Consider the following 25,949-nt stretch of genomic DNA (forward strand, 5'->3'; position numbering starts at 1 on the left):
CCGAACTAGAATCGTCGAGTGCCAACTCGCCTGACGAACTACTTCCTCCGCACCCTCCGCGAAGACCCGGCCGATGCCGAGGTCACGAGCCATCGCCTGCTCGTGCGCGCCGGCTACATCCGGCGCCAGGCGCCGGGCGTGTTCGCGTGGCTGCCGCTGGGGCTCAAGGTCAAGGCGAAGATCGAGGCGATCATCCGCGACGAGATGACGAACGCGGGCGCGCACGAGGTGCACTTCCCTGCGCTGCTGCCCCGCGAGCCCTACGAGGCCTCCGGCCGGTGGGAGACCTATGGGGATGGCATCTTCCGTCTCCATGATCGCAAGGGCGCCGACTACCTGCTCGCCCCCACGCACGAAGAGGTGTTCACGCTGCTCGTGAAGGACCTCTACAACTCGTACAAAGACCTCCCGCTCTCGATCTACCAGATCCAGGACAAGTATCGTGACGAGGCGCGCCCCCGCGCCGGTCTCCTGCGCGGCCGTGAGTTCACGATGAAGGATGCGTATTCCTTCGACATCTCCGACGAAGGCCTCGATGCGAGCTACCAGGCGCAGCGCGACGCCTACGAGCGCATCTTCACGCGACTCGGGCTCGAATACGTCATCGTGAACGCCGACAACGGGCTCATGGGCGGCGCGCGCAGTGAGGAGTTCCTGCACCCGACGCCCATCGGTGAAGACACCTTCGTGCGCTCGGCAGACGGATACGCGGCGAACGTCGAGGCGTTCGAGACCGTGGTGCCCGAATCCGTTCCCTTCGACGGTCTGCCCGCACCGGTCGTGTTCGATTCGCCGAACACACCGACGATCGCGACCCTCGTCGACCTCGCCAATGCCGAGTACCCGCGCCCCGACGGTCGCCCATGGACCGCCGCCGACACGCTGAAGAACGTCGTGCTCGCCGTGGCACATCCCGACGGCACCCGTGAGGTCGTCGTCATCGGACTGCCGGGTGACCGTGATGTCGAGATGAAGCGAGTCGAGGTGGCGTTCGCGCCGGGCGAGGTCGGGCCCGCGACCGAGACGGATTTCGCGAAGCACCCCGGCCTCGTGAAGGGATACATAGGACCCTGGTCGGCCGATGGCGCCGTGCTCGGCGCAGAGTCGGCCACTGGCATCCGCTATGTCGTCGACCCTCGTGTCGTCGACGGCACGGAATGGATCACCGGAGCGAACGTCGACGAGAAGCACGTGTTCGGGCTCGTCGCCGGCCGTGACTTCGTGGCCGACGGCACGGTCGAGGCGTCGAACGTCCGAGCCGGCGACCCTGCCCCCGACGGCTCCGGCCCGGTCGAGCTCGCCCGCGGCATGGAGATCGGCCACGTCTTCCAGCTCGGTCGCTTCTTCGCCGAGGTCCTCGGCCTCAAGGTGCTCGACGAGAACGGCAAGCTCGTCACCGTCACGATGGGTTCCTACGGCATCGGCGTCACCCGGATCCTCGCGATCATCGCCGAGGACAACAACGACGGCAAGGGCCTCATCTGGCCCCCATCGGTCGCCCCGTTCGACGTGCACGTGCTCGCGGCAGGCAAGGATGCGGCGGTGTTCGACGCGGCCGAGACGGTCGTGGCCGACCTCGAGGCATCCGGCTACGATGTGCTCTTCGACGACCGGCCGAAGGTCTCGCCCGGCGTGAAGTTCGGCGACGCCGAGCTCATCGGCATTCCGAAGATCGTCATCGCGGGTCGCGGCGTGGCCGAAGGCATCGTCGAGGTCTGGGACCGCGCAACCGGTGAGCGCACGCAGGTGCCGATCGCCGAGGTCGTCGCCGCGCTCCGTGGATAGCGCTCACAGGCGGGCGTACTTCGCGCGGGCGAAGCAGTACACGCCGTAGATCACGAGTCCCGCTCCGACCAACCACAGGATGACCTGACCGAACGGAAGCTCCGCGAGGCTCTTGAGCGCGGCATCCAGCCCGCCTGCCGCGTCCGGGTCGGCCGTGACAGCGGCCACGACGAAGAGCACGCCGACCACGGCGATGGCGACGCCCTTGGCGAGGTACCCCACGAGGCCGAGAGCGCGCACGCCGTTGCCGACAGCCCCCACCGGCAGGCTGAGCTGCTTCTCGAAGTCGCGTCGGATGCCTCGCACGACGAACCCGACGCCGACGCCCGCGACGCCCAGGCCGATGGCGACGAGCAGCACGACGCCGCCGGGCGTCGCGAGCAGCGCAGCGCTGAAGCTCTTCGTGGACTCCGACGAGCTCGACTGGCCGCCGAGCGCGTACACCAGCGCGGTCGCCGCGATCACGAGATAGGCGATCGCCGTACCGAAGGCCTTGACCCGGTGCCCCCATTTCTTCTTCGAATCGGTCTCGTTCTGGGCGACGAATCCCTCGACGAGCTGCCACACCGCGAGGGCGACCAGTCCGAGCACGATGATCCAGAGCACGACGACGCCGAACGGGACGCGCGCGACCTGTTCGAGCGCGCCGCCCTGGTCGGCTTCGCCGCCGCCGGCGCCGACGGCGACCGAGATGGCGATCGCGCCGATGATGAGGTGCAGGAGACCGAGCACGACGTACCCGACCCTCGCGAGCAATCGGAAGGTGGGAGAGTCCTGCGTAGCCGACGCGGCGGCCTGCGCGCTGTTCGGGTTCATCGCGTCAGCGTACCGAGCGCGACGTCGCCCGTCGCCCCCTTGCGTTCGGCGACCCGGAATGCTCCCGGGTCGCCACGACCCGGGAGCGTTCGCTCGGCGTTCACCTCTCGTTCACCCCTCATCGAGAGTCGCGTCGGATTCCCCGAGCACTGTGCAAGTGGAATCCCGACCACGAGCGTGAGGACGATCCGTGACGATCACCGACATCCAGTTGTTCCCGATGGCCGACCACGCGCGAGGCAAGCGTTCGGCCGTCACCTGCCACTTCAAGTGCGGCAACGCCTGCCTCGGACCCGAGTGCAACACCTCGGGCAACTCCAGCTTCCGTGACATCGCCTCGGCCGCACTGACGCGCCGCGCGCTGCTCGGTCTCAGCGCAGCGGGCGCCGTCGGCGTCGCACTCGCCGCGGCCGCGCCGAGCGGATCGGCCGTGGCCGCGCCCCCCGGCGCCGGGTTCGGGCACGGCGGCCTCAGCTTCGACCCGATCGCGCCCGTGCCGATGATGGTCGACGACTTCAACGTGCCCGTCGGCTACTCCTGGAAGCCGATCATCCGCTGGGGCGACCCGCTCTTCTCGGGGATTCCCGCGCTCGACCTCGGCAACCAGACGGCGGAAGCCCAGGCCGGTCAGTTCGGGTACAACTGCGACTACATCGACATCATCGCCGATCGGAGCGGCCGCACCGCCGTGCTCGCGAGCAACCACGAGTACGTGAATCCCGCACTGATGTTCCCGCCGTCCGACGACGCCGCAGAGCTCGACCGCCGCGCCGCGATCTACAAGGCAGCCCACGGCTTCTCGGTCGTCGAGCTCCGGCGCAGCAAGCTCGGCCAGCCGTGGCGTTACCTCGTCGACGGGCGCCGCAACCGCCGCATCACGGCTGACACCGTGTTCGAGGCGACCGGCCCGGCTGCGGGCAGCGAACTCATGCGAACCGCGGAGGACCCCGAGGGGCGCTGGATCAAGGGCACGCTCGGCAACTGCGCCGGCGGTACGACGCCCTGGGGCACCGTGCTGTCGGGCGAGGAGAACTTCGACGGGTACTTCGCCTGGTCGGCCGACACGGCCGGCCAGAAGCGCTATCGTGCGACGCCGAGCGCGAAGTCGACCTATACCTTCGAGCGCATCGACCCGCGGTTCGACGCCCACGATGCCGGGTTCGTCAACGAGCCGAACCGCTTCGGCTGGATCGTGGAGATCGACCCCGAAGACCCCACGTCGACGCCCCGCAAGCACACCGCCATGGGCCGGTTCAAGCATGAAGGCGCCAACGTCATCGTCGCCGAAGACGGCCGGGTCGTCGCCTACATGGGCGACGACCAGACGAACGACTACCTCTACAAGTTCGTGTCGAAGGGTACGTTCGATCCGCGGCACACGCCGGTCGCGCGCCGCAAGAACCTCGGCCTCCTGAGCGAGGGCGACCTCTACGTCGCGAAGTTCACCGGCAACTCGCCGGTCGCCGAGATCAACGGCACCGGTGCGCTGCCGGCCGACGGGCTCTTCGATGGCACGGGGGAGTGGATCCCGCTCACGCAGCACGGCCAGAGCGTCATCCCCGGCATGACCACCGAAGAGGTGCTCGTCTACACCCGTCTCGCGGCCGACACCGTCGGCGCGACGAAGATGGACCGCCCCGAGGACGTCGAGCCCAACCCGAAGACCGGCAAGGTCTACGTCGCGCTGACCAACAACTCGTCGCGCATCGCAGCGAACGTCGACGAGGCGAACCCCGTCACCGGCAACCGCAACGGACACGTCATCGAGCTGACCGAGACGGCCGGCCAGTCGGGCGCGACGTTCGGCTGGAGCATCCTGTTGCTCTGCGGTGACCCGGCCGTCGACCAGAACACCTACTTCGCCGGGTTCCCGAAGGAACTGGTCTCGCCCATCTCCTGCCCCGACAACCTCGCGTTCGACTCGGTCGGAAACCTCTGGGTCTCGACCGACGGGGCGCCCAGCAAGATCGGGTTCAACGACGGCTTGTTCAAGGTGCCGCTCGAGGGACCGGACCGCGGCCACGTGCAGCAGTTCCTGTCGGTTCCGCGCGATGGCGAGACCTGCGGTCCGATCATCCACGATCGGGAGAGCATGGTCTATGTCGCCGTGCAGCACCCGGGAGAGGACGGCACGGTCGCTGCGCCGAACTCCTACTTCCCCGACTACGTGCCGACGCACCGGCCGGAGAGCGGGCTCGTCGCCGCCCCGCGGCCATCGGTCGTACAGGTCTGGCGCGGCTGAGAATCGACGAAGCGGGTGACGGATGCCGCGGCATCCGTCACCCGCTTCGTCATGCCGGGCGGCTCAGTCCCGCAAGTGGTCGCGGTGCTTCTCGGCTTCGTGGCGGAGCGTCTGGATATCGAGCGGACCGGTGACCGTGAGCTCGTCCTCCCAGCACGCGATGCCGTCGACATCGGGGAGCAACGCCCGCGTGAACACCGGGTTGCGCCCCTCGCGACGTTGCCTCGTGTAGTCGCGCAGCAGACGGAAGGCGATGCCCGAGAGCAGCGCGATCGCGATGAGGTTCACGAGCGCCATGACACCCATGATGCCGTCGGCACTGTTCCAGATGAGGTCGGAGGAGGCGACGGATCCGACGAGGATCGCGGCCACCACGAACACCCGGTACGTCGTCAGCACCCAGCGACGGGGGGTGATGAACTCGATGTTCGATTCGCCGTAGTAGTAGTTGCCGAGGATCGAGCTGAACGCCAGCAGGAAGATGATCGCCGTCAGCAGGATGCCCGACCAACTGCCGAGGTTCGACACGATCGCGTCTTGCGTCAGGCCGATGCCGCGCGTGGCGTTCTCGAGGTCGGGGTTCGACACGAGGATGATGAACGCCGTGATCGAGCAGATGAGGAAGGTGTCGAAGTAGACGCCGAGCGTCTGCACGAGCCCCTGCTTCACGGGGTGCGTGACGGCGGCACTCGCGCCGGCGTTCGGAGCGGATCCGAGACCGGCCTCGTTCGAGAACATGCCGCGCTTGACTCCCGTGAGGATGATCGTGCCGAGCGTGGCGCCGAGGACCTCGTTGAATCCGAACGCCTGCGTGAAGATCGACGCGAAGACCTCGGGCAGCCGGGAGATGTTCATCGCGACGATGACGAGGCCGACGAGCAGGTAGAGCAGCGCCATCAGCGGTACGACCGCCTGGGTGACCGAGGCGATTCGGCGCACGCCGCCGAACACCACGAGCGCGGTCAGTGCGGCGACGATCACCCCGACCACCCACACGATCCAGCCGGCGCCATCGTCGGCGCCGACCGTCGAGGTCACCGTCGCGCTGATCGTGTTCGCCTGCAGCGATGAGAAGGCGAGGGGGAACGTGAAGATGAGGATCACCGCGAAGACGATGCCCATCCACCGGGCCTTGAGGCCGTGCTGCATGTAGTACGCGGGGCCACCGCGGAAACCGTCGCTATCGCGCACCTTGAAGAGCTGGCCGAGCGTTGATTCGACGAAGCTCGAGGCACCGCCGACGAACGCCATGAGCCACATCCAGAAGATCGCGCCGGGGCCGCCGATGGCGATCGCCGTTCCGACACCGGCGATGTTGCCGACGCCGACGCGGGAAGCCGCCGAGATCGTGAAGGCCTGGAACGCCGAGACCGACTGCGGCCGGCCGGCCGTGTCCTTCGGCGTCTTGTCGGTGAGTGTGCGGAACATCTCGGGGATCAATCGGAACTGGACCACCCCCGACCGAACGGTGAAATACGCGCCGAGAACGACGACGACGGGCAGTACGATCCAGGTCCAGAGGGTGTCGCCTCCGGCGAGCACGAACTCGTTCACGTCATCCATCGCCCCAGTATGTCGATTCGGCGTTGTCACGTCATCCTCGCCGCGCCGCCGACAGGGTCGGCGGCGGATGCCCGGGGCCGCGACATCCGGTACCGTAGAGTCCTGTCCGCTCCGAAGGGAAGCGGCTTGAGAGCTGAATAGAGGAGGCCGGGTTATGGATATCGACCTCAGCGTGCTGCGGATGATGGAGCGCGAGAAAGAGATCCCATTCGACGAACTGGTGGAGATCATCGAGCAGGCCATTCTGATGGCCTACCTGAAGCACACGCATCCCGACCAGCACGGCCACGCGAACCCCGACGGCGTGCGGGCGCACCTCGACCGCAAGACCGGTCACGTTTCGGTGTACGTTCCCGAACTCGACGAAGAGGGCAACGTCATCGGCGAGGCTGAAGACAGCCCGAGCGACTTCGGCCGCATCGCCGCCTTCGCCGCGAAGCAGGTCATCAACCAGCGACTTCGCGACATCGCCGACGATGCAGTGCTCGGCGAGTTCCGCGGACGCGAAGGCGACATCGTCGCCGGCATCATCCAGCAGGGCCCGAACCCGCGCATGGTGCACATCGACCTCGGCAGCGTCGAGGCGATCCTGCCGCCCGAAGAACAGGTGCCCGGCGAAGAATACCTGCACGGCCAGCGCATCCGCGTGTACGTGACGAGCGTCGCGAAGGGTCTCAAGGGCCCGTCGATCACCGTGTCGCGCACGCACCCGGCGCTCGTGCGCAAGCTCTTCGCACTCGAGGTGCCCGAGATCGCCTCGGGCGTCGTCGAGATCGTGTCGCTCGCCCGCGAGGCCGGCCACCGCACCAAGATCGCGGTGCGTGCGACGCAGGCCGGCGTGAACGCGAAGGGCGCCGCGATCGGCGAACTCGGTCAGCGCGTGCGCGCCGTCACGGCGGAACTCGGTGCCGAGAAGATCGACATCGTCGACTGGAACGACGACCTCGCGACCTTCGTCGCGAGCGCGTTGAGCCCGGCCAAGGTCACGAGTGCGTTCGTGATCGATGAGTCGACGCGAGCGGTGCGAGCCCTCGTTCCCGACTACCAGCTCTCGCTCGCGATCGGCAAGGAAGGGCAGAACGCCCGCCTCGCCGCGAAGCTGACGGGTGCGAAGATCGACATCCAGCCCGACTCGGTCCTCGAGTCGGACTAGTCCGACGGCCGCCCTGCGGCCGCCGCCGATATCCACCGATTGCCCGCCGTCGGCGGACGAACAGCGCAGAGTGTAAGATGGAACCCGTCAGAACGTGCATCGGATGCCGTTCGCGTGCCCCGCGGTCCTCACTTCTGAGGGTCGTCACCCAGAACTCCCACGTCATCGCAGATGGTGCGGCCGTGCTTCCGGGCAGGGGGGCGTGGCTGCATCCGTCACTCGAGTGCTACCGGCTCGCCGTGCGGCGACGTGCCTTCGGGCGTGCGCTCCGCATTCGCGGCGAGGTGGACACCAGCAACGTAGAGAACAGGCTGAACGGCGTGATCACTAATGAGTAATGACTCATGAGCGGCTCGAAATGAGACCCGTCCGTCATTGATGGTCCGCCCCTGTCCGGGGTCGGACCCGGAACAGGAGAGAAGTGGCTGCCAAACCACGCGTACACGAGATCGCAAGCGAGCTCGGTGTCGACAGCAAGATCGCCCTTGAGAAGCTCAAGGAGATGGGCGAGTACGTCAAGGGACCCTCGTCGTCCATCGAACCCCCCGTCGCACGTCGGCTGAAGGCCGCGCTCGAAGCCGCAGGTGCGGCCACGGCCGCAGCGCCTGCCGCGTCGAAGCCCGCCGCAACGGCCGGCGCGAAGCCCGGCGCGAAGCCCGGCCCCAAGCCGGCCCCGAAGCGTCCCGCGGCTCCCGCAGAGCCCGCCCCTGTCGAGACCCCCGAGGCCGTCGAGGCCCCGGTCGTCGAGGTGCCGCTCACGGTCGCCGAACGTCAGGCGCAGGCCGAGGAGCGCGCTGCGCAGGCAGCGGCCGAGAAGTCGACGGATGCTCCGGCAGCCGACTCGACCGGTGACGACGCAGACGCCGTCAAGCCCGGCGGTGCCGCCAAGCCCGCAGGCACGGCTCCGCGTCCCGGCGCCCCCCGTCCCAGCGGCGGCGGCACGCCCCGCCCCGGCAACAACCCCTTCACGAGCTCGCAGGGCATGGGCTCGCGCCCCGCTCAGCCGCGTCCGGGCAACAACCCGTTCACGAGCGCGCAGGGCATGGGCCAGCGCCCGAGCCCCGGCAACATCCCGCGTCCGCAGGCTCCGCGTCCCGGTTCACCGCGTCCCGGTGCTCCGCGTCCGGCCGGTGCAGGCGGTCGTCCCGGCGGCGGCGGCGGTTTCCAGCGTCCCGGCGGTGCCGGCGGTGGCGCCGGTGCACGTCCCGGTGGTGCCGGTGGTTTCCAGCGTCCCGGTGGCGCTCCCGGCGGCGGTGGCTTCGGTGGACCGCGCCCCGCTGGCGGTGGCGGTCGTGGCCGTGGCCCCGGTGGTGGCACGGCAGGTGCCTTCGGTCGTGGCGGCGGCAAGAGCAAGGCTCGCAAGTCGAAGCGTACGAAGCGTCAGGAATTCGAGATGCGGGAGGCTCCGTCGCTCGGCGGCGTGAGCGTTCCCCGCGGCGACGGCAACACTGTCATCCGGCTGCGTCGCGGCTCCTCGATCTCGGACTTCGCCGACAAGATCGACGCCAACCCCGGTGCGCTCGTCACCGTGCTGTTCCACCTCGGCGAGATGGCGACGGCGACCGAGTCGCTCGACGAGGCCACCTTCCAGGTGCTCGGCGAAGAGCTCGGCTACAAGATCCAGGTCGTCTCGCCTGAAGACGAAGACCGCGAGCTTCTCGAGGGCTTCGACATCGACCTCGATCAAGAGCTCGAAGACGAAACCGATGAAGACCTCCAGCAGCGTCCTCCGGTCGTGACCGTCATGGGTCACGTCGACCACGGTAAGACGCGACTCCTCGACGCGATTCGCAACGCGAACGTCGTCGCCGGTGAGGCCGGTGGCATCACCCAGCACATCGGTGCGTACCAGGTGCACGCCGAGCACGAGGGCGTCGACCGTCCGATCACCTTCATCGACACACCTGGCCACGAGGCGTTCACCGCCATGCGTGCCCGTGGTGCGCAGGTGACCGACATCGCGATCCTCGTGGTCGCAGCCGATGACGGCATCATGCCGCAGACGATCGAGGCCTTGAACCACGCCCAGTCGGCGAACGTGCCGGTCGTGGTCGCGGTGAACAAGATCGACAAGCCCGACGCCAACCCGGCGAAGGTGCGACAGCAGCTCACCGAATTCGGCCTCGTCGCCGAAGAGTACGGTGGAGACGTCATGTTCGTCGACGTCTCGGCTCGCGAGAACATCGGCATCAAGGAACTCCTCGATGCCGTGCTGCTTACGGCCGACGCCGGTCTCGACATGCGTGCGAACCCCAACAAGGACGCGCGTGGCGTCGCCATCGAGGCGAAGCTCGACAAGGGACGCGGCGCCGTGGCGACCGTGCTCATCCAGTCGGGAACGCTGCGCGTCGGCGATGCGATCGTCGCCGGCACCGCCTACGGCCGCGTTCGTGCCATGGCCGATGAGAACGGCGACGCCGTGCTCGAGGCCACGCCGTCGCGACCGGTGCAGGTGCAGGGCCTCTCGAGCGTGCCGCGCGCCGGTGACACCTTCCTCGTCACCGAGGAGGACCGCACCGCACGTCAGATCGCCGAGAAGCGTGAAGCCGCCGAGCGCAATGCCCAGCTGGCCAAGGCGCGCAAGCGCATCTCGCTCGAGGACTTCACCCGTGCACTCGAAGAGGGCAAGGTCGAGTCGCTCAACCTCATCATCAAGGGTGACGTCTCGGGTGCCGTCGAGGCGCTCGAGGAATCGCTCCTCAAGATCGAGGTCGACGACTCGGTGCAGCTCCGCATCCTCCACCGCGGTGTGGGTGCGATCACCGAGAGCGACGTCAACCTCGCGACGATCGACAACGCGATCATCGTCGGCTTCAACGTGCGCCCCGACACGAAGGCGCGCGAGCGCGCAGCTCGCGAGGGTGTCGACATCCGCTTCTACTCGGTGATCTACAACGCGATCGACGAGATCGAGGACTCGCTGAAGGGCATGCTGAAGCCCGAGTTCGAAGAGGTGCAGTCGGGTGTCGCCGAGATCCGCGAGGTGTTCCGCTCCTCGAAGTTCGGCAACATCGCCGGTGTCATCGTGCGATCGGGAACGATCACGCGAAACGCCAAGGCGCGCGTCATCCGCGACGGTGTCGTGGTCGGCGACAGCCTGGCCATCGAGTCGCTGCGTCGCTTCAAAGACGACGTCACCGAGGTCCGCACGGACTTCGAGGCGGGCATCGGCCTCGGCAAGTTCAACGACATCCAGGTCGGCGACGAGATCGAGACGATCGAAATGCGGGAGAAGCCCCGGGCGTAGTTCGTGGACGGGGTCCCCGCCCTTCACTTCGGTGAAGGGCGGGGACCCTACCCCGATTCACCGGAGTAGAGAATCAGGGACCCCAAGGACGCAACGTCCTGGGAGGGAAAGAGGCTGAGGAACATGGCGGATCCGGCACGGGCCAGGAAGATGGCCGATCGCATCAAGGAGATCGTGGCGAAGCGCCTCGACAAGGGATTGCGAGACCCGCGACTCGGATTCGTCACCATCACGGATGTACGCGTCACGGGTGACCTGCAGCACGCCAGCATCTTCTACACGGTCTACGGCACCGACGAGGAGCGCGAAGATTCCGCGAAGGCGCTGAAGGCGGCGACCGGCATGCTTCGCAGCGAAGTCGGCCGTAACATCACCGCGCGGCTCACGCCGTCGCTCGAGTTCATCGCCGACGCGATCCCCGAGAACGCCCAGCACATCGCGGCGCTTCTGCATGAGGCGCGCACTCGCGACACCGAGACGGCCGAGCTCGCCTCGACCGCCGAGTACGCGGGCGAAGCCGACCCGTACGTGAAGCCGCGGGAGTTCGACGAAAGCGACGAGTTCGACGACGAGCCGCGCACCGACGACGAAGCGGATGCCGCGCGCTGATCAGGCCTCGGGCAGCCGATAGCCATCAGCGTCGTGCACGGCGAGTCCGTCGACGACGAGGCTCGCGAGTGCACGATCCAATTGGGTCGGGGGCGCCTGCAGCATCCCGAGCTCCGTTCGCGGTACTGGTCGGTGCGCAGCCCTGAGCTCCCGCATCACCATGCCGCGCACCTGCCGGTCGGAGCCCTCGAATCGTGCCTGTGCCGACTTCTTCGGACCGTCGTATGCGGGGAAGCCAGCCGCTCGCCACGCACATGCGGCGGCGATCGGGCACACCTCGCAGCGTGGTGCCCGCGCCGTGCACACCGTTGCGCCCAGCTCCATCGCACCGGCATTGAACGCACGCGCGTCGGCATCGTCACGGGGGAGCAGCTCGTTCATCGCTGCGAGGTCTCGCGTCGTCGACGGAGGCCAGGGTTCGGCTTGACCGCTCACCGCACGGGCGAGCACCCGGCGCGTGTTCGTGTCGACGACCGGCACCCGAACGCCGAACGCGAATGCCGCGATCGCACGAGCCGTGTACGGCCCGATGCCGTGCAGGGCGAGGAGCGAGTCGAGCTCGGCGGGCACCTCGCCGCCGTGACGCTCGACGATCTCGACCGCGGCACGGTGCAGCCACAGGGCGCGACGCGGGTACCCGAGGCGGTCCCAGGCCCGCACCGCTTCGGAGGGAGGCTCGGCGGCGAGGGCGGCGGGCGTCGGCCAGCGCTCGATCCAGGCCTCCCAGCGGGGCACCACCCGCGCGACCTGGGTCTGCTGCAGCATGAACTCGCTGACGAGCACCGCCCACGGTGACACCTCTGCTGCACGCCACGGCAGTGGCCGCGCAGCTTCCGCGAACCAGTCGATCACGAGGCCCGGGAGCTCGGTGACGGTCGAGGACGGACGCATCCGACCAGCCTACGTCGAGGCGGATGCCGCGGAGTTAGGCTCGTGGCATGCGGCTTGTCACCACGCCCCGGGTCACCTTCCTCCGTTCGATCGCCGACGAGATCGTGCAGCATCACGGTCGTGGGCGCATGATCGTCGCGATCGACGGGCCGTTGCAGAGCGGGAAGACGGCGTTCGGCGACGACCTCGCCGCCGTGCTCGAAGAGCGTGATCACGCCGTGTTCAGGGCGAGCATGGAGGGATTCCATCGCTCGCGCGAGGCGCAGGCCGTCTTCGGCGACGACACTCCCGCGCGGTACTACCGATACGGATTCGACGAGTCGGCGCTGCGGCGGGTGCTCGTCGAACCGTTCCGGCTGGGCGGATCGACGGCATTCGTGACGCGCGTCTTCGACCCGACTCGCGACGCGTGGGTCGAACCGAAGTGGCTCACGGGGCCCGATGACGCGATCCTGGTGATCGACGGGCGGTTCCTGTTGCGGCAACGGCTCGCGGATCTGTGGGACGTGCGTATCGCACTCGACGGCGACCCCGTCGACCCTGCCGACGAGATCGCGTACGCCGAGAACGACCCGCGCCTCGTGGCATCCGTCGTCATCGACAACCGCGACCCCGCGCACCCGCGGCGCCGCTTCTTCGACGGCTGCTGAGCGGCCGGTTCGCCACGACGCGAGCACGGCATCACCCCTGATCAGAGGGAAGGTCCGGCGCATCCCGACGATTGCGCTGAGTAGGAGAATGTCCCCATTTCGGGGGACAAATGTACCCTGATTCAAAAAAACGGGGTACGCGCCCCCGCTTTCCGACATACTGGTGGAACTGCCAGCCCCCCCCGGCTACGCGAACCCGATCGCACCACCCGAATTACCCGACGTCCGTCGACGAGCGCGCCCGCGCCCGTCGGCACTGCTGCGCGCCCCGAACGCGCCCTCTGTCACCCCCATCGGTTTCGCTGACCCTGTGCCGGGCCAATCGATGGAGAAACCCCGAATGAGTAAGCCCGGCGCCGCTCTGGCGCACGCCGACGGCATCGCACGCACTCGCGTCCGATGGTCGTCACGCCGCCCGCTCCGCCGCATTGCGGCGATCCTCACCTCACTCGCGCTCGGCGCCGGACTCGCCCTCGTCGGCGTCGCCGCGCCGGCGAGCGCCCACACCGGCGACCTCAAGGCCAGCGCCGTGTGCAACACCGCCACCGGCGAGTACGACGTGACCTACAAGCTGATCCTCTCGAACGTGCCGAACGGCAAGTCCGGCACGACGAAGTGGCGCGTCGGAGACACCCACTTCGACGGCACGCCGTCGAACGCGACCGGCATGGATCGCGGCCCGATCACGACGAAGGGCGACACGACGATCACGCTCGGCACCGAGCACCTCGCCGGTGATACGACGGGGTTCGGCCCCTGGGTCTACGCCTACACGACCTGGGGCGACTCCAAGAAGGGCTCCGACGGCCAACTCAAGGAGCGACTCAAGGGCGACTGCGCTCCGAACGTTCCGATCGTGAAGAAGATCGAGTTCTGTCACGCCACCGGCAGCGCGACCCACCCGTACGAGCGCATCGAGACGGCTGTCGAGGCGTTCTTCAACTCGGGCCACGATGACCACCAGAACCATGGCGACATCTACCCGGCCTTCAACTACGTCAAGGACGGCAAGGTCATCCACGTGCCTGCGCAGGGCGACCAGAGCCTGCTCCAGTACGAGGACTGTGTGAAGCCGGATGTCGAGATCCCGGTCGATGGTGCACCGACGTTCCAGGACGCGTGTGGTCCTGACAACGAGCAGCTGACGGTTCCCGACGACACCGCGACGGTCGACTGGAACTCGACCGAGGTCGATGGCGTCATCACGGTGACGGCGACGGCGAAGGTCGGCTCGACGTTCCCCGAGGGCGCGCAGACGACGTGGACATTCAACGTCGACGACAGCCCGTGCGTGATCCAGGTCGTCGGTGCTCCAGCGTTCCAGGACACCTGCGGTCCTGACAACGAGAAGCTGACGGTTCCCGACGACACCGCGACGATCGACTGGAACTCGACCGAGGTCGATGGCGTCATCACGGTGACGGCGACGGCGAAAGCCGGCTCGACGTTCCCCGAGGGTGCGACCACGTCGTGGACGTTCAACGTCAACGACAAGCCGTGCGTGATCGATGTGGTCGGTGCTCCGACCTTCTCCGACAAGTGTGGGCCTGACAACGAGCAGCTGACGGTTCCCGACGACACCGCGACGGTCGACTGGAGCTCGACCGAGGTCGATGGCGTCATCACGGTGACGGCGACGGCGAAGGCCGGTTCGACGTTCCCCGAGGGGGCGACCACGACGTGGACGTTCAACGTCGATGACAGCCCCTGCGTGATCGAGCTCGTCGGCGCGCCGACATTCGAGGACACCTGTGGGCCGAACAACGAGCAGCGGACGGTTCCCGAGGACACGGACACGATCGACTGGGAGTCGGTGCGCGCCGACGGCGTCTTCACCGTCACCGCGACGGCGAAGCCCGGCTACACCTTCAAGGAGGGCGGTCCGGTGACCTGGACCTTCTCGTACTCCGACGTCGAGTGCATCGAGCCGAGCCTCAAGGGATCGGTCGCGACCGGCGTCTGCCTCGCCGACTCGCCGTGGATCTTCTTCGACGTCGAGCTGATCGACCCCGACGAGCAGTCCACGGAGACCACGGCGACGCTCGTGCTGACCGACGGCACGAACACGCACACCATCGAGCTCGGCGAGCTCGTCGACGACAAGCTCGAAGGCCAGGCGCTCTGGCCCGGTGCGTCGGTCGACGAGAACGGCACGGCGAACGGCTGGCCCGGATGGGCGAAGGTCGGCAACCAGTGGATCGAGGTCGACGACAACTTCGCATGGACCCGTGGTGACATCGACGCCAAGATCGTCGTGAACCCCGAGACCCCCGTCGCGATCTCGTACCCGGCGGCCACGCCCGAGTGCGCCACCGGCCCGAAGGGATCCGGCGGCGGCGCGAGCACCCCGGCTTCGCCCGGTACCGGCCTCGCGAGCACCGGATTCGCCGGCACGACCATCGCGATCGTCGCGGGCATCGTCGTGATCGCCGGACTCGCGTTCCTCGTGATCGCGCGTATCCGCCGCAAGCGCGCGTAACGCTCGCTGACGCACGCGAAGGGGGTCCGGTTCGCCGGGCCCCCTTCGTCGTACCTACCGGGCGGCTGCTCAGACTCGCACGTCGGCGAGCACGCGCTCGGCGGGCAACGAAACGCCGCCGGTCTCGACCTCGTGCACGAGCGCGGTGAGCGCGCGATTCACCGGTGCATCGAGCCCGGCGACGGATGCCTCGCGCACCACCGCCCCGTTCAGGAAGTCGACCTCGGTCGGCTGGCCGCGGCGCACACTCTGCTGCGTCGACCCGAGATTCGGCACCGCGCCCATGCGCAACCGCATCAATCGCGGCAGCACCTGGCCGATCGAGAGCGGCAAGTGGGAGAACAACCGGAGCCGGCGGTCGCCCAGCCCCTGCAGTGCGCCGAAGCGCACGCCTCGGGCGATGCCGACCCGCACGGTCTCACGCATGGAGGCGGTGACCACTCGGCGGAGTCGCCGCTCGTCGACGACGTCTTGCACGCTGCGCCCGACGATGGCGGGCACGGCGTTCAGCATGTTGACGACGAGTTTGGTCCACTGGGCGCCGCGGAAGCCGTCGATCGCGACGACCGGCACGGCGTCCGAGAGCACTGCAGCGACGTGCGTGCTTTCCGCGTCGGCGGCACCGTCGCCGCGGCCGAGGTAGCTCGTCGCGGGCGTGGTCACTCGAACGACCCCAGGCTCGGTGTAGTTGGCCGCAATGATCGACAACAGACCCATGCACGAGGATCGGGGGAGCAGGCGCTCGGCGGTTGCGACCCCGTCGAGCCCGTTCTGCACGATGACGATCGGAGCGCCGTCGATCAGTCGCGAGTTCGATTCGATGGCTGATGCCGCGTCTTGCGCCTTCGTGCAGACGAGCACCAGGTCGGGAGTCACGGTGAGCACTTCTCCGGCGGACACTCGTGCGTGCACGTCGCCATACCCGCCGCTCAGCCTGATGCCCGACTCGCGGATCGCCTCGAGGCCGGCGCCGCGCGCCGTCACCTCGACGTCGTGCCCGGCTCGCGCGAGCAGTGCCGCGAAGGTGCCGCCGAGGGCGCCTGCGCCGATGATGCCGATCTTCACCGCTCCAGCGTATGCGTGCCGCACGGCCGCACCGCGCGCGGCTGTTAGCCTGTACGGCGTGAACAGCGGCATCCTCCTCGTCGACAAGCCGCAGGGAATCACGAGCCACGACGTCGTCTCGCGCATGCGCCGCCTCGCTGGTACGCGAAAGATCGGGCATGCCGGCACCCTCGACCCCATGGCCACCGGCCTGCTCGTGCTGGGCGTGAATGGCGCGACACGCCTCCTGCACTACCTGGTGGGTCTCGACAAGGAATACCTCGCCACGATCCGGCTGGGCTGGAACACGAGCACAGACGATGCCGAGGGAGAACCGCTCGCCGCGGCATCCGCCGTCGCCGTCGCCGCCGCCACCGAAGCGGCGATCCGTGCCGCGATCGTGCCGTTCACCGGCGAGATCGAGCAGGTGCCGAGCGCGGTCAGTGCCATCAAGGTCGATGGCAAGCGCGCGTACCAGCGGGTGCGCGACGGTGAGACCGTCGAGCTCGCCGCACGCCGGGTCACGATCTCGGCGTTCGAGCCGATCGCCTTCCGCATTGGCGACGACCACGTCGATGTCGAGGTGCGCGTGGAATGCTCATCGGGCACGTACATCCGTGCGCTGGCTCGTGACCTCGGCGCCGCACTCGGCACCGGCGGACACCTGGCGGCGCTCAGGCGTACTCGAATCGGGCGGTTCAGCGTCACCGAGGCGAGCGCACTCGAGGAATTCGACGTCGCCGCATCGCTCATGAGTCCGGCGGATGCCGCGCGCCGCGCGCTGCCCTTCGTCGAACTCAGCGCGGCGCAGGCCGTCGACCTCGGGCACGGCAAACGCGTCGACCTCGCGGATGTCGGCGGGATCGCGGCATCCGGCGAGGCGCCACTGCCCTCAGTGCTCGCCGCCATCGACGCCGACGATCGCCTCGTCGCGATCGTCGAGCCGCGAGGCCGCCAATTGAAGGTGGTCACGGGGTTCCCACCCGCTGAAGCGGGGGAGGCCGGCGCGTGATCGAGTGGTTCACCTGGGTGCAACTCGCCGTCGCCGTCGTCGCCGGGCTGACCGCGATCGCCCTCGGCCTCGCCGGGCGCGTGCCGAGCGATCTCACGATCGGCGCGCTCGCGCTCGTCGAGGTGCTGCTCATCGTCCAGCTCGTCATCGCGATCGCGGCACCGGCCTTCGGCAACTCGCCGACGGGCAGCGCCCTGGAGTTCTACACCTACCTCGTCGGCGCGTTGCTCCTGCCGCCGGCAGCCGCCTTCTGGGCCTTGCTCGAGCGAAACCGCTGGGCGACCGTGATCCTCGGCGTCGCAGCGCTCGCCGTCGGCGTCATGGTCTACCGCATGCTGCAGATCTGGACCGTGCAGCAGGCGTGAAGCCGGTCTGCGAGAATCGAACGACATGAGTGAGGTGCGGAGTGCCCAGCCCGAGGTGCGACAGGGGCGGCGAATGAGCGGCATCGGGCGAGTGCTCGTGGCCGTCTACGGGGTGCTCGCGCTCGCGGCGGTCGGTCGCTCGTTCGTGCAGATCGCTTCGAAGTTCGACGAGGCGCCGCTCGCGTATTCGCTCTCGGCGCTCGCAGCGCTCGTCTACGTCGTCGCGACGATCGCGCTGATCCGTCCCGGCGCCGTGTGGTACCGCGTGGCATGGGCGACGATCGCGTTCGAGTTCACCGGCGTGATCGTCATCGGCACCCTCAGCATCGTCTTCCCGGAGTTGTTCCCGCACGACACCGTGTGGTCGTGGTTCGGTCGCGGCTACCTGTTCATACCGCTCGTGCTGCCGGTGCTCGGCATGTGGTGGCTCGCCCGGCACCGGCCGTCTCCCGAAACGGATGCCTCGTGAAGACCTTCAAGGGCTTGGCCGGAGTGCCCGCCGGAATCGGGCCGTCGGTCGTCACGATCGGCAAGTTCGACGGTGTGCACGAGGGGCATCGTGCCGTCATCGCCCAAGCGCGTCGCATCGCCGACGAGCGGAGTCTCGCGACCGTCGTGGTGACGTTCGACCGCAACCCGCTCGCGCTGCTCGCACCCGACAAATGCCCCGATTCGCTCGTGAGCGTTCGGCAGAAGCTCGAGCTGCTCGCGACGACCGGGGTCGATGCGACCCTGCTGCTGCCGTTCGACCGGGCGCTCGCCTCGGTGCCGGCGACCGAGTTCGTCGAACGCGTGCTCGTCGATGCGCTCGACGCGAAGGCCGTGCTCGTCGGCAGCGACTTCCGCTACGGCGCGCGAGGCGCCGGCGACGTGCCGCTGCTGATCGATCTCGGTGCGAAGTTCGGCTTCACCGTCGAGGTCATCGACGATGTGCGGCCCGAGGGCGAGCGCCGCGTCTCCTCGACCTGGATTCGCGAGTTGCTGGCCGAAGGCGACGTGCGACGAGCGACGCAACTGCTCGGCCACACGCCGACGGTGTCGGGCATCGTCGTGCACGGAGCCGCTCGCGGGCGGGAACTCGGCTTCCCGACGGCGAATCTCAGCCCGGAGTCCGAGGGGCTGATTCCGGCCGACGGGGTGTACGCGGGGTGGCTCACCGACGCCGGCACCCGATACCCGGCGGCGATCTCCGTGGGCAACAATCCGACCTTCGAGGGCGTTCCGAAGAAGCAGGTGGAGGCGTATGTGCTCGATCGTGAGCTCGACCTCTACGACCACGTCGTCGACGTGGAGTTCGTCGAGCGAATCCGCGGCATGGTCGCGTTCACGAGCATCGATGCGCTGGTCGAGACGATCCGCGACGACGTCGAGCGTTCCCGCGGCATCCTCGCCGGCTGAGGAGCCACGCGCGCGCCCATAGACTCGAGGGGATGAATTCGCTCCCGTCCCGACCGCTCTGGGCGGGTCGCGCGCTCGCCCTCACCGGAATCGTGCTGGTCGCGTTCAACCTCCGCACCGCGGTGGCCTCGCTCTCGCCGATCCTCGGACAACTCGAGGCCGAGGTTCAGCTCGCGCCGGCGGTCGTCGGCTTCCTCGGCATGCTGCCCCCGCTCTGCTATGCGCTCTTCGGCATCCTGACCCCGATGGTCGCGAAACGGCTCGGGCTCGAACTGACCCTCGTCATCGCGCTCCTCGCACTCACGGTCGGGCTGGCCGGTCGTGGCCTCGCCGGTTCCGCGCTGTGGCTCGTCGCGGCCTCGACGGTCACCTTCGCGGCGATCGGCGTGGGCAACGTGCTGTTGCCGCCGCTCGTCAAGCGCTACTTCCCCGACCGCATCGGTCTCGTCACGACGATCTACGTGACGGCCATGTCGATCAGCACCTTCACGCCGCCGTTGATCGCCGTTCCGATGGCGGATGCCGCCGGCTGGCGCGTCTCCCTCGGCCAGTGGGCGCTCATCGCCACGATCTCGCTCGTGCCGTGGGTCGTGATGCTGTTGCAGCCGGGGCGCCGGACCGCTGCGGCGCTTCCCGAAGAGGCCGACCCCGGCCAGCTCCGCCACGCCCTGCGCTCACCCCTCGCGTGGTCCCTCGCGATCGTGTTCGCCGTCGCCGGATTCAATGCCTACGCAGCGTTCGCGTGGCTGCCGACGATCCTGCACGACGTCGCAGGTGTTTCACCGGCCGAAGCAGGTGCCCTGCTCTCGCTGTACGCGGCGATGGGGCTGCCGGCAGGGCTGCTCGTGCCGGTGGTCGCGGCCAAGTACGGCAAGGTGCACCTGTTGATCGCGGTCGCGGTCACGACCTTCGTGATCGGGTACCTCGGACTGCTGCTCGTTCCCGACTGGGCGACGTGGCTCTGGGTCGCGCTGGTGGGTACCGGCCCGCTTCTGTTCCCGCTCGCGCTCGTGCTCATCAACCTCCGCACGAGAACGCATTCCGGCGCGGTGGCGCTTTCGGGGTTCGTGCAATCGGCGGGCTACGTCATCGTGGCCGTCGGACCGCTCCTGGTCGGGCTCTTGCACGAATGGTCGGGCGGGTGGACGTGGCCGCTGCTCTTCCTCCTCGCCTCCGCCGTGCCTGCGGCGATCGCGGGCGCCGTGGTCGCCCGGCCGCGCTACTTCGAGGAAGAGCGCGCCTCGTAGCTCCGGCACCTCGTGCCGCGGATGCGCGGTGCACCATTGCCGCGGAGGCCGCCGAGTCGTAGGATCCGGGTGCCATGGAAACGCTGCTGCAACTCGCCGAGGCCGCGACCACCGCGAAGCCCCCGAATCTCTGGGGAGCGCTCGGTTGCGCGCTCGCCTACAGCGGAGCGCTCTTCGCGACGATCGATTCGTTCGCCGACATGCTGCTCGCGCGAGGCGACCGGCCCGACGGCAGGATGTCGCCGGCATTGAAACTGAAGTCGGGGTCCAAGCTCTCCGCCGCCGGCATCACGGTGGTCTCCGCCGGTACGGTGCTCGCGCTCGACTCGAACTGGTTCGCGCTCGTCGCGCTCACCGTCGTGTTCATCGTGCTGGTCGGCATCGGCGCGCTCGTACTCGTGCGGCATCGCGCCGTTTCAGCCGTGCAGCTCGCGAGGCACGCACCGCCGCCCGTGTCGGATTCGCCGCCCCTCGTCGGAGGCTGACTCCGGTTGCAGGCCGGAATGCGCGAACGCGATCCGGGTCGCAGCGGCGCGCGACATCCGCCATCGCCCTGCTCATATGAGCAGTAGGGCCAACGAGTGTTGCCGATGCGCACTCGGCTGCCTACGCTGGAGTGGACGGACGGAGGCGCATGGACGAGATCGACGAACTGCTCTCGATCAGGGCGGCTGAGCTCTACTACGAGGAGAACAAGACCCAAGACGAGATCGGACAGGCACTGCGCCTGACCCGGTGGAAGGTCGGCCGACTTCTCGCGCAGGCGAAGCAGCGCGGCTTCATCCGCATCGAGATCCTGCACCCGCGCGCACGGCGGCTGGCGATCGAGCGGCGACTGCGTGACGAACGCGGCCTCGCCGACGCGATCGTCGTCTCGACGGCCGGGGTCACCTCACCTGAAGAGCTGCAAGCGCGCACCGCACAGGCGGCTGCCGACTACCTCACCGCGCTCCGACCCGTGCCGCGCACCCTCGGCGTGAGCTGGGGGCGAACGCTCTTCGAGATCTCGCAGCAGCTCCGCAACGGCTGGGCCACCGGTGTGAACGTCGTGCAGATCAACGGCGGCGTGAGCCTCAATCGCCGGCCGGGCACCGCAGCGGCGACGGCGGTCGGCATCGCGCAGAAGGGCGGCGGCAGCGCCACGCTGCTGCCGAGCCCGGCGATCCTCGAGCGACTCGAGACGAAAGAGGCGATCGAGTCCGACCGGGTCGTCGCGGGCGTCATCGACCTCGCACGATCCGCCGACGCGTACCTGTTCAGTGCCGGGGCCGCCGATCACTCCTCGGTGCATGTCGAGAGCGGCTACCTCTCGATGCCCGACGTCGATGTACTCGTGCAGAAGGGGGCCGTCGGCGACGTCGTCGGCCGATACATCGACTCCGACGGAAACATCGTCGACCCGGCGCTCGACGCGCGGACCGTCGGGCTCACGCTCGACGAGCTGCGCCGTGCCGAACTCGCGATCGCCGTCGTATCCGGCCCGGGCAAGCACGCCGTGGCCGACGCCGTGGTGCGCAGCAGATTGTGCTCGGTGCTCGTCACCGATGAAGCCACCGCCCTCCACCTCCTCGACGGCTGACGCGACCGTCGGCCATTCCCATCACGAAAGCCAGGTTCTTCCTCATGTCAGGCACCTCACTCGTCACCGCCCGCGAGCGGGCCATCGCCGTGCTGGGCGGCGAGCCCGACGACGCGACTCTTCGGCGCTACCTGCACGGCATTCCCGGGGTCGACGCGGTCGGCCTCGAGCAGCGCGCCGCCGGTCTCGGCTCGCGGTCGATCAAGACCACATCGAAGCGGTGGGCCCTCGACAAGATCATCACCCTCATCGACCTCACCACGCTCGAGGGCGCCGACACTCCAGGCAAGGTGCGTTCCCTCGTCGCCAAGGCGATGACCCCCGACCCCGCCGATGCCACGACGCCGCGGGTCGCGGCGGTCTGCGTCTACGGCGACATGGTGCCGTACGCGATCGATGCGCTCGGCGCCGCACATGGCGACCCCGACAACGGCCTCATCTCGGTGGCGGCAGTGGCGACCGCGTTCCCGAGCGGCCGGGCATCTCTCGAGATCAAACTCGCCGACACGGCCGAGGCGGTCGCGGCGGGCGCCGATGAGATCGACATGGTCATCGATCGTGGAGCCTTCCTCGCCGGCCGCTACGGACTCGTCTTCGACCAGATCGCCGCCGTGAAAGAGGCGTGCCGACGGCCCGACGGTTCGAGCGCCAGCCTCAAGGTGATTCTCGAGACCGGTGAACTCGTGACCTACGACAACGTGCGACGCGCCTCGTGGCTGGCGATTCTCGCGGGCGGCGATTTCATCAAGACCTCCACGGGCAAGGTGGCTCCCGCGGCGACGCTGCCGGTCACGCTGCTCATGCTCGAGGTCGTGCGCGACTGGCACCTGGCCACAGGCCAGCGCATCGGAGTGAAGCCGGCCGGCGGCATCCGTTCGTCGAAAGACGCCATCAAGTACCTCGTGACGGTTGCCGAGACGGTGGGTGAGGAATGGCTGGTGCCGCACCTCTTCCGATTCGGCGCGTCGAGCCTGCTGAACGACGTGCTGCTGCAACGGCAGAAGATCGCGACCGGCCACTACTCCGGCGCCGACTACGTGACGATCGATTGAATCTCGATACGGCCCTGGCGGGCCTACTCGATCACCGAACCACCCGCATCCACATGATTCTCGAACCGAAAGGTTCCCAGCTATGAACTTCCTCGACTACGCACCCGCACCCGAGTCCCGAGCGATCCTGTCGCTCCGCGACAGCTACGGCCTCTTCATCGACGGCGAGTTCGTCGATGGACGCGGCGAGCCGTTCCAGACGATCAGCCCCGCCACCGAAGAGCGCATCGCGACGATCTCGAGCGCGAACACGGCCGATGTCGATGCCGCGGTGGCTGCGGCCCGGCGCGCCTATGACCGCACCTGGTCGCGCATGTCCGGCCGCGACCGCGGCAAGTACCTCTTCCGCATCGCCCGCCTCGTGCAGGAGCGGGCACGCGAACTCGCCGTCGCCGAGTCGCTCGACAACGGCAAGCCGATCAAGGAGTCGCGCGACGTCGACGTGCCCCTCGTCGCCGCGTGGTTCTTCTACTACGCCGGCTGGGCCGACAAGCTCGATCACGCCGGTCTCGGCGCGAACCCGCGCTCCCTCGGCGTCGCTGCCCAGGTGATCCCGTGGAACTTCCCGCTGCTGATGCTCGCGTGGAAGATCGCACCGGCGCTCGCCGCCGGAAACACGGTCGTGCTGAAGCCGGCCGAGACGACGCCGCTCACGGCGCTCATCTTCGCCGAGATCCTGCAGCAGGCCGAGCTTCCGCCGGGTGTCGTGAACATCATCACGGGGGCCGGCGACACGGGTGCCGCACTCGTCGCCCATGAGGGCGTCGACAAGGTCGCCTTCACGGGCTCGACCGGTGTCGGGCGGGCGATCGCGAAGCAGATCGCCGGCACCGACAAGAAGGTCACGCTCGAGCTCGGCGGCAAGGCCGCGAACATCGTCTTCGACGACGCGCCCATCGACCAGGCCATCGAGGGCATCGTCAACGGCATCTTCTTCAACCAGGGGCACGTGTGCTGCGCAGGCTCCCGCCTGCTCGTGCAGGAGAACATCCACGACGAGGTCGTCGAGCGCCTGAAGCTGCGCCTGTCGACGCTCCGCCTCGGCGACCCGCTCGACAAGAACACCGACATCGGCGCCATCAACTCCAAGGAGCAGCTCGAGCGCATCCGCGAGCTCTCCGACATCGGCGTCGCCGAAGGCGCCGATCGGTGGAGCGCTCCGTGCGTGATCCCCGAGAACGGCTTCTGGTACGCGCCGACGATCTTCACGAACGTGCAGACTTCGAGCCGCATCGCCCGTGAGGAGATCTTCGGCCCGGTGCTCTCGGTGCTCACCTTCCGCACGCCCGCCGAGGCGATCGCGAAGGCGAACAACACGCCCTACGGCCTCTCCGCCGGCATCTGGAGCGACAAGGGCAGCCGCATCCTCGCGGTCGCCGATCAGCTGCGCGCCGGCGTCATCTGGGCGAACACCTTCAACCGCTTCGACCCCGCGTCGCCGTTCGGCGGCTACAAGGAGTCGGGCTACGGCCGCGAGGGCGGCCGGCACGGGCTCGGGGCGTACCTGATGCCCGCGCCGATCGGCCAGTCCGCGCTCTCGGCCGGGCGAGGAGCGGCGAAGCCGCGTCTCGAGACCAAGGATGCCGCGACCGCTGATCTCGAGTCGGCCGCTACCCGGCGGGCGCGAACGACGAAGCGTCGACAAGCCGGCGCCATGACGAAGGGATCGAAGCGATGAGCCGCCTCGCCGTGCCGAAGACCTACAAGCTCTACATCGGAGGCGCCTTCCCGCGCAGCGAGTCAGGGCGCACGTACGAGGTGCTCGCCGCTGACGGTGGTTTCCTCGCGAATGCCGCGAAGGCATCGCGCAAAGACGCCCGCGACGCGATCGTCGCTGCCCGCGGCGCCGTCGGGGGCTGGTCCGGCGCCACGGCCTACAATCGCGGGCAGGTGCTCTACCGCATCGCCGAGCTGCTCGAAGGGCGCCGGGCCCAGTTCGTCGCTGAGATCGAGCTGGCCGAGGGAATCTCCCGCGCCGCGGCATCCGCCCAGGTCGACGAGGCGATCGACCGCTGGGTCTGGTACGCCGGCTGGGCCGACAAGTTCGCTCAGGTGACGGGCAACGCGAATCCGGTGGCCGGACCCTACTTCAACATCACGGTGCCCGAACCGACGGGGATCGTCGCGGTCATCGTGCCGCAGCACGATTCGCTGCTCGGCCTCGTCTCCGCGATCGCTCCGGCGCTCGTCGCCGGCAACGCCGTCGTCGCCGTCGCGAGCGAGCGGTTCCCGCTCTCGGCGATCAGCCTCGCCGAGGTGCTCGCCACGAGCGACGTGCCGAAGGGCGTCGTCAACGTGCTCACCGGTTCACCGGCTGAAATCGCGCCGTGGCTCGCGAGCCACGCCGATGTCAACGCACTCGACCTCGTCGGCGCGGGCGACCTCGACTGGATCTCACTCGAGATCGATGCCGCGGACACGCTCAAGCGCGTGCTGCGTCCCGAATCGGGTCCGGATGCCGCGGCGCCCGCGCTCGGCCGAATCTCGGCGTTCACCGAGAGCAAGACCGTGTGGCACACGAAGAGCCTCAAGTAGCGCGACGCCATGGCCGGTCGAAATGGAGCCTCCGACGAACGCGGTCGGCTCGTGAGCGACCCGTTCGAGTACCGTGTCACGAAACAGGGCGGCGTGATCGTCGTCCGAGGCGGCCAGCCGGTCATGACCGTCGGAGGTCGTGACGCGGCGCGACTCGTCGCCGCACTGCAACTCGCGGACGATGCACAAGCGCAGCACCTGCTGGCCCGGGCGAGCGGCAACTACCGTCGAGGCAACGAACGGTCGTAACGCCCGCTGACGACCGAGCGAAGCGGTCCTCGT

Annotated in this window: 23 protein-coding genes; 19 read left to right on the plus strand and 4 right to left on the minus strand. The window is 68.5% G+C overall.

What is annotated here, in order from left to right; all coding sequences use genetic code 11:
* Nucleotides 1-18: 18 nt before the first annotated feature.
* Complete coding sequence (locus tag AC6CH0_RS16805; protein ID WP_498102940.1) at nucleotides 19-1,785, plus strand: proline--tRNA ligase; 1,767 nt, start codon at nucleotides 19-21, stop codon at nucleotides 1,783-1,785.
* A gap of 3 nt (nucleotides 1,786-1,788) precedes the next feature.
* Here AC6CH0_RS16805 and AC6CH0_RS16810 read toward each other — a convergent pair whose 3' ends face one another.
* On the minus strand, nucleotides 1,789-2,601 hold the full coding sequence (locus AC6CH0_RS16810) for a DUF1206 domain-containing protein (protein WP_498102942.1): 813 nt from the start codon (nucleotides 2,599-2,601) through the stop codon (nucleotides 1,789-1,791).
* 220 nt (nucleotides 2,602-2,821) lie between these two features.
* Between AC6CH0_RS16810 and AC6CH0_RS16815 the strand changes: the two genes are divergently transcribed.
* Entirely contained in the window at nucleotides 2,822-4,843 is a 2,022-nt protein-coding gene (locus AC6CH0_RS16815; protein ID WP_498103308.1) for a PhoX family protein, read from the plus strand.
* A 63-nt stretch (nucleotides 4,844-4,906) separates the two neighbouring features.
* Here AC6CH0_RS16815 and AC6CH0_RS16820 read toward each other — a convergent pair whose 3' ends face one another.
* Entirely contained in the window at nucleotides 4,907-6,406 is a 1,500-nt protein-coding gene (locus AC6CH0_RS16820; protein ID WP_498102944.1) for an alanine/glycine:cation symporter family protein, read from the minus strand.
* Between the two features lie 154 nt (nucleotides 6,407-6,560).
* Here AC6CH0_RS16820 and nusA point away from each other — a divergent pair, with 154 nt between their 5' ends.
* From nusA to rbfA, 4 genes are all read left to right on the plus strand, one after another.
* Complete coding sequence (gene nusA, locus AC6CH0_RS16825; RefSeq protein WP_498102946.1) at nucleotides 6,561-7,559, plus strand: transcription termination factor NusA; 999 nt, start codon at nucleotides 6,561-6,563, stop codon at nucleotides 7,557-7,559.
* Nucleotides 7,560-7,636: 77 nt separating this feature from the next.
* Nucleotides 7,637-7,897 (plus strand): YlxR family protein, encoded by a 261-nt coding sequence (locus AC6CH0_RS16830; RefSeq protein ID WP_498102948.1) that lies wholly within the window; start codon nucleotides 7,637-7,639, stop codon nucleotides 7,895-7,897.
* An 83-nt stretch (nucleotides 7,898-7,980) separates the two neighbouring features.
* On the plus strand, nucleotides 7,981-10,806 hold the full coding sequence (gene infB, locus AC6CH0_RS16835; protein WP_498102950.1) for a translation initiation factor IF-2: 2,826 nt from the start codon (nucleotides 7,981-7,983) through the stop codon (nucleotides 10,804-10,806).
* 123 nt (nucleotides 10,807-10,929) lie between these two features.
* Nucleotides 10,930-11,415, plus strand: a complete 486-nt coding sequence (rbfA, locus tag AC6CH0_RS16840) for a 30S ribosome-binding factor RbfA (RefSeq protein ID WP_498102952.1) — start codon at nucleotides 10,930-10,932, stop codon at nucleotides 11,413-11,415.
* Here the strand turns inward: rbfA and AC6CH0_RS16845 are convergent, their stop codons facing one another.
* Nucleotides 11,416-12,306 (minus strand): HhH-GPD family protein, encoded by an 891-nt coding sequence (locus AC6CH0_RS16845; protein WP_498102954.1) that lies wholly within the window; start codon nucleotides 12,304-12,306, stop codon nucleotides 11,416-11,418.
* A gap of 47 nt (nucleotides 12,307-12,353) precedes the next feature.
* Between AC6CH0_RS16845 and AC6CH0_RS16850 the strand changes: the two genes are divergently transcribed.
* A complete protein-coding gene (locus AC6CH0_RS16850; RefSeq protein WP_498102956.1) occupies nucleotides 12,354-12,956 on the plus strand; it encodes a nucleoside/nucleotide kinase family protein in 603 nt (200 codons plus the stop codon).
* 340 nt (nucleotides 12,957-13,296) lie between these two features.
* The gene (locus AC6CH0_RS16855) at nucleotides 13,297-15,435 is read left to right on the plus strand and encodes a hypothetical protein (protein ID WP_498102958.1); all 2,139 of its coding nucleotides are present in this window, start codon (nucleotides 13,297-13,299) and stop codon (nucleotides 15,433-15,435) included.
* 69 nt (nucleotides 15,436-15,504) lie between these two features.
* Here AC6CH0_RS16855 and AC6CH0_RS16860 read toward each other — a convergent pair whose 3' ends face one another.
* Nucleotides 15,505-16,500 (minus strand): ketopantoate reductase family protein, encoded by a 996-nt coding sequence (locus AC6CH0_RS16860; RefSeq protein ID WP_498102960.1) that lies wholly within the window; start codon nucleotides 16,498-16,500, stop codon nucleotides 15,505-15,507.
* Between the two features lie 58 nt (nucleotides 16,501-16,558).
* Here AC6CH0_RS16860 and truB point away from each other — a divergent pair, with 58 nt between their 5' ends.
* The 11 genes from truB to AC6CH0_RS16915 all read left to right on the plus strand — a co-directional run bounded on the left by truB (nucleotide 16,559) and on the right by AC6CH0_RS16915 (nucleotide 25,916).
* Nucleotides 16,559-17,491: a tRNA pseudouridine(55) synthase TruB gene (gene truB, locus AC6CH0_RS16865; protein WP_498102962.1), complete on the plus strand. Its 933-nt coding sequence runs from the start codon at nucleotides 16,559-16,561 to the stop codon at nucleotides 17,489-17,491.
* Entirely contained in the window at nucleotides 17,488-17,856 is a 369-nt protein-coding gene (locus AC6CH0_RS16870; RefSeq protein WP_498102964.1) for a hypothetical protein, read from the plus strand. The genes truB and AC6CH0_RS16870 overlap by 4 nt, the downstream gene beginning before the upstream one ends.
* Nucleotides 17,857-17,881: 25 nt before the next feature.
* Nucleotides 17,882-18,325 carry a hypothetical protein gene (locus AC6CH0_RS16875; RefSeq protein WP_498102966.1) on the plus strand — a complete coding sequence of 148 codons (444 nt, stop codon included), beginning with the start codon at nucleotides 17,882-17,884 and terminating at the stop codon, nucleotides 18,323-18,325.
* Nucleotides 18,322-19,254 (plus strand): bifunctional riboflavin kinase/FAD synthetase, encoded by a 933-nt coding sequence (locus AC6CH0_RS16880; RefSeq protein ID WP_498102968.1) that lies wholly within the window; start codon nucleotides 18,322-18,324, stop codon nucleotides 19,252-19,254. Before AC6CH0_RS16875 ends, AC6CH0_RS16880 begins: the two co-directional genes overlap by 4 nt.
* A gap of 32 nt (nucleotides 19,255-19,286) precedes the next feature.
* On the plus strand, nucleotides 19,287-20,501 hold the full coding sequence (locus AC6CH0_RS16885; RefSeq protein WP_498102970.1) for an MFS transporter: 1,215 nt from the start codon (nucleotides 19,287-19,289) through the stop codon (nucleotides 20,499-20,501).
* Between the two features lie 74 nt (nucleotides 20,502-20,575).
* Nucleotides 20,576-20,986, plus strand: a complete 411-nt coding sequence (locus AC6CH0_RS16890) for a hypothetical protein (protein ID WP_498102972.1) — start codon at nucleotides 20,576-20,578, stop codon at nucleotides 20,984-20,986.
* Nucleotides 20,987-21,135: 149 nt separating this feature from the next.
* Entirely contained in the window at nucleotides 21,136-22,080 is a 945-nt protein-coding gene (locus tag AC6CH0_RS16895) for a sugar-binding transcriptional regulator (RefSeq protein WP_498102974.1), read from the plus strand.
* A gap of 44 nt (nucleotides 22,081-22,124) precedes the next feature.
* Nucleotides 22,125-23,132, plus strand: a complete 1,008-nt coding sequence (gene deoC, locus AC6CH0_RS16900; RefSeq protein WP_498102976.1) for a deoxyribose-phosphate aldolase — start codon at nucleotides 22,125-22,127, stop codon at nucleotides 23,130-23,132.
* A gap of 82 nt (nucleotides 23,133-23,214) precedes the next feature.
* Nucleotides 23,215-24,810 carry an aldehyde dehydrogenase family protein gene (locus AC6CH0_RS16905; RefSeq protein WP_498102978.1) on the plus strand — a complete coding sequence of 532 codons (1,596 nt, stop codon included), beginning with the start codon at nucleotides 23,215-23,217 and terminating at the stop codon, nucleotides 24,808-24,810.
* Nucleotides 24,807-25,667, plus strand: coding sequence for an aldehyde dehydrogenase family protein (locus tag AC6CH0_RS16910; protein ID WP_498102979.1), 861 nt, complete (start codon nucleotides 24,807-24,809; stop codon nucleotides 25,665-25,667). The genes AC6CH0_RS16905 and AC6CH0_RS16910 overlap by 4 nt, the downstream gene beginning before the upstream one ends.
* Nucleotides 25,668-25,676: 9 nt before the next feature.
* Nucleotides 25,677-25,916, plus strand: a complete 240-nt coding sequence (locus tag AC6CH0_RS16915) for a hypothetical protein (RefSeq protein ID WP_498102980.1) — start codon at nucleotides 25,677-25,679, stop codon at nucleotides 25,914-25,916.
* Nucleotides 25,917-25,949 lie beyond the last annotated feature (33 nt).

This window comes from Agromyces sp. GQ35, assembly GCF_059758475.1.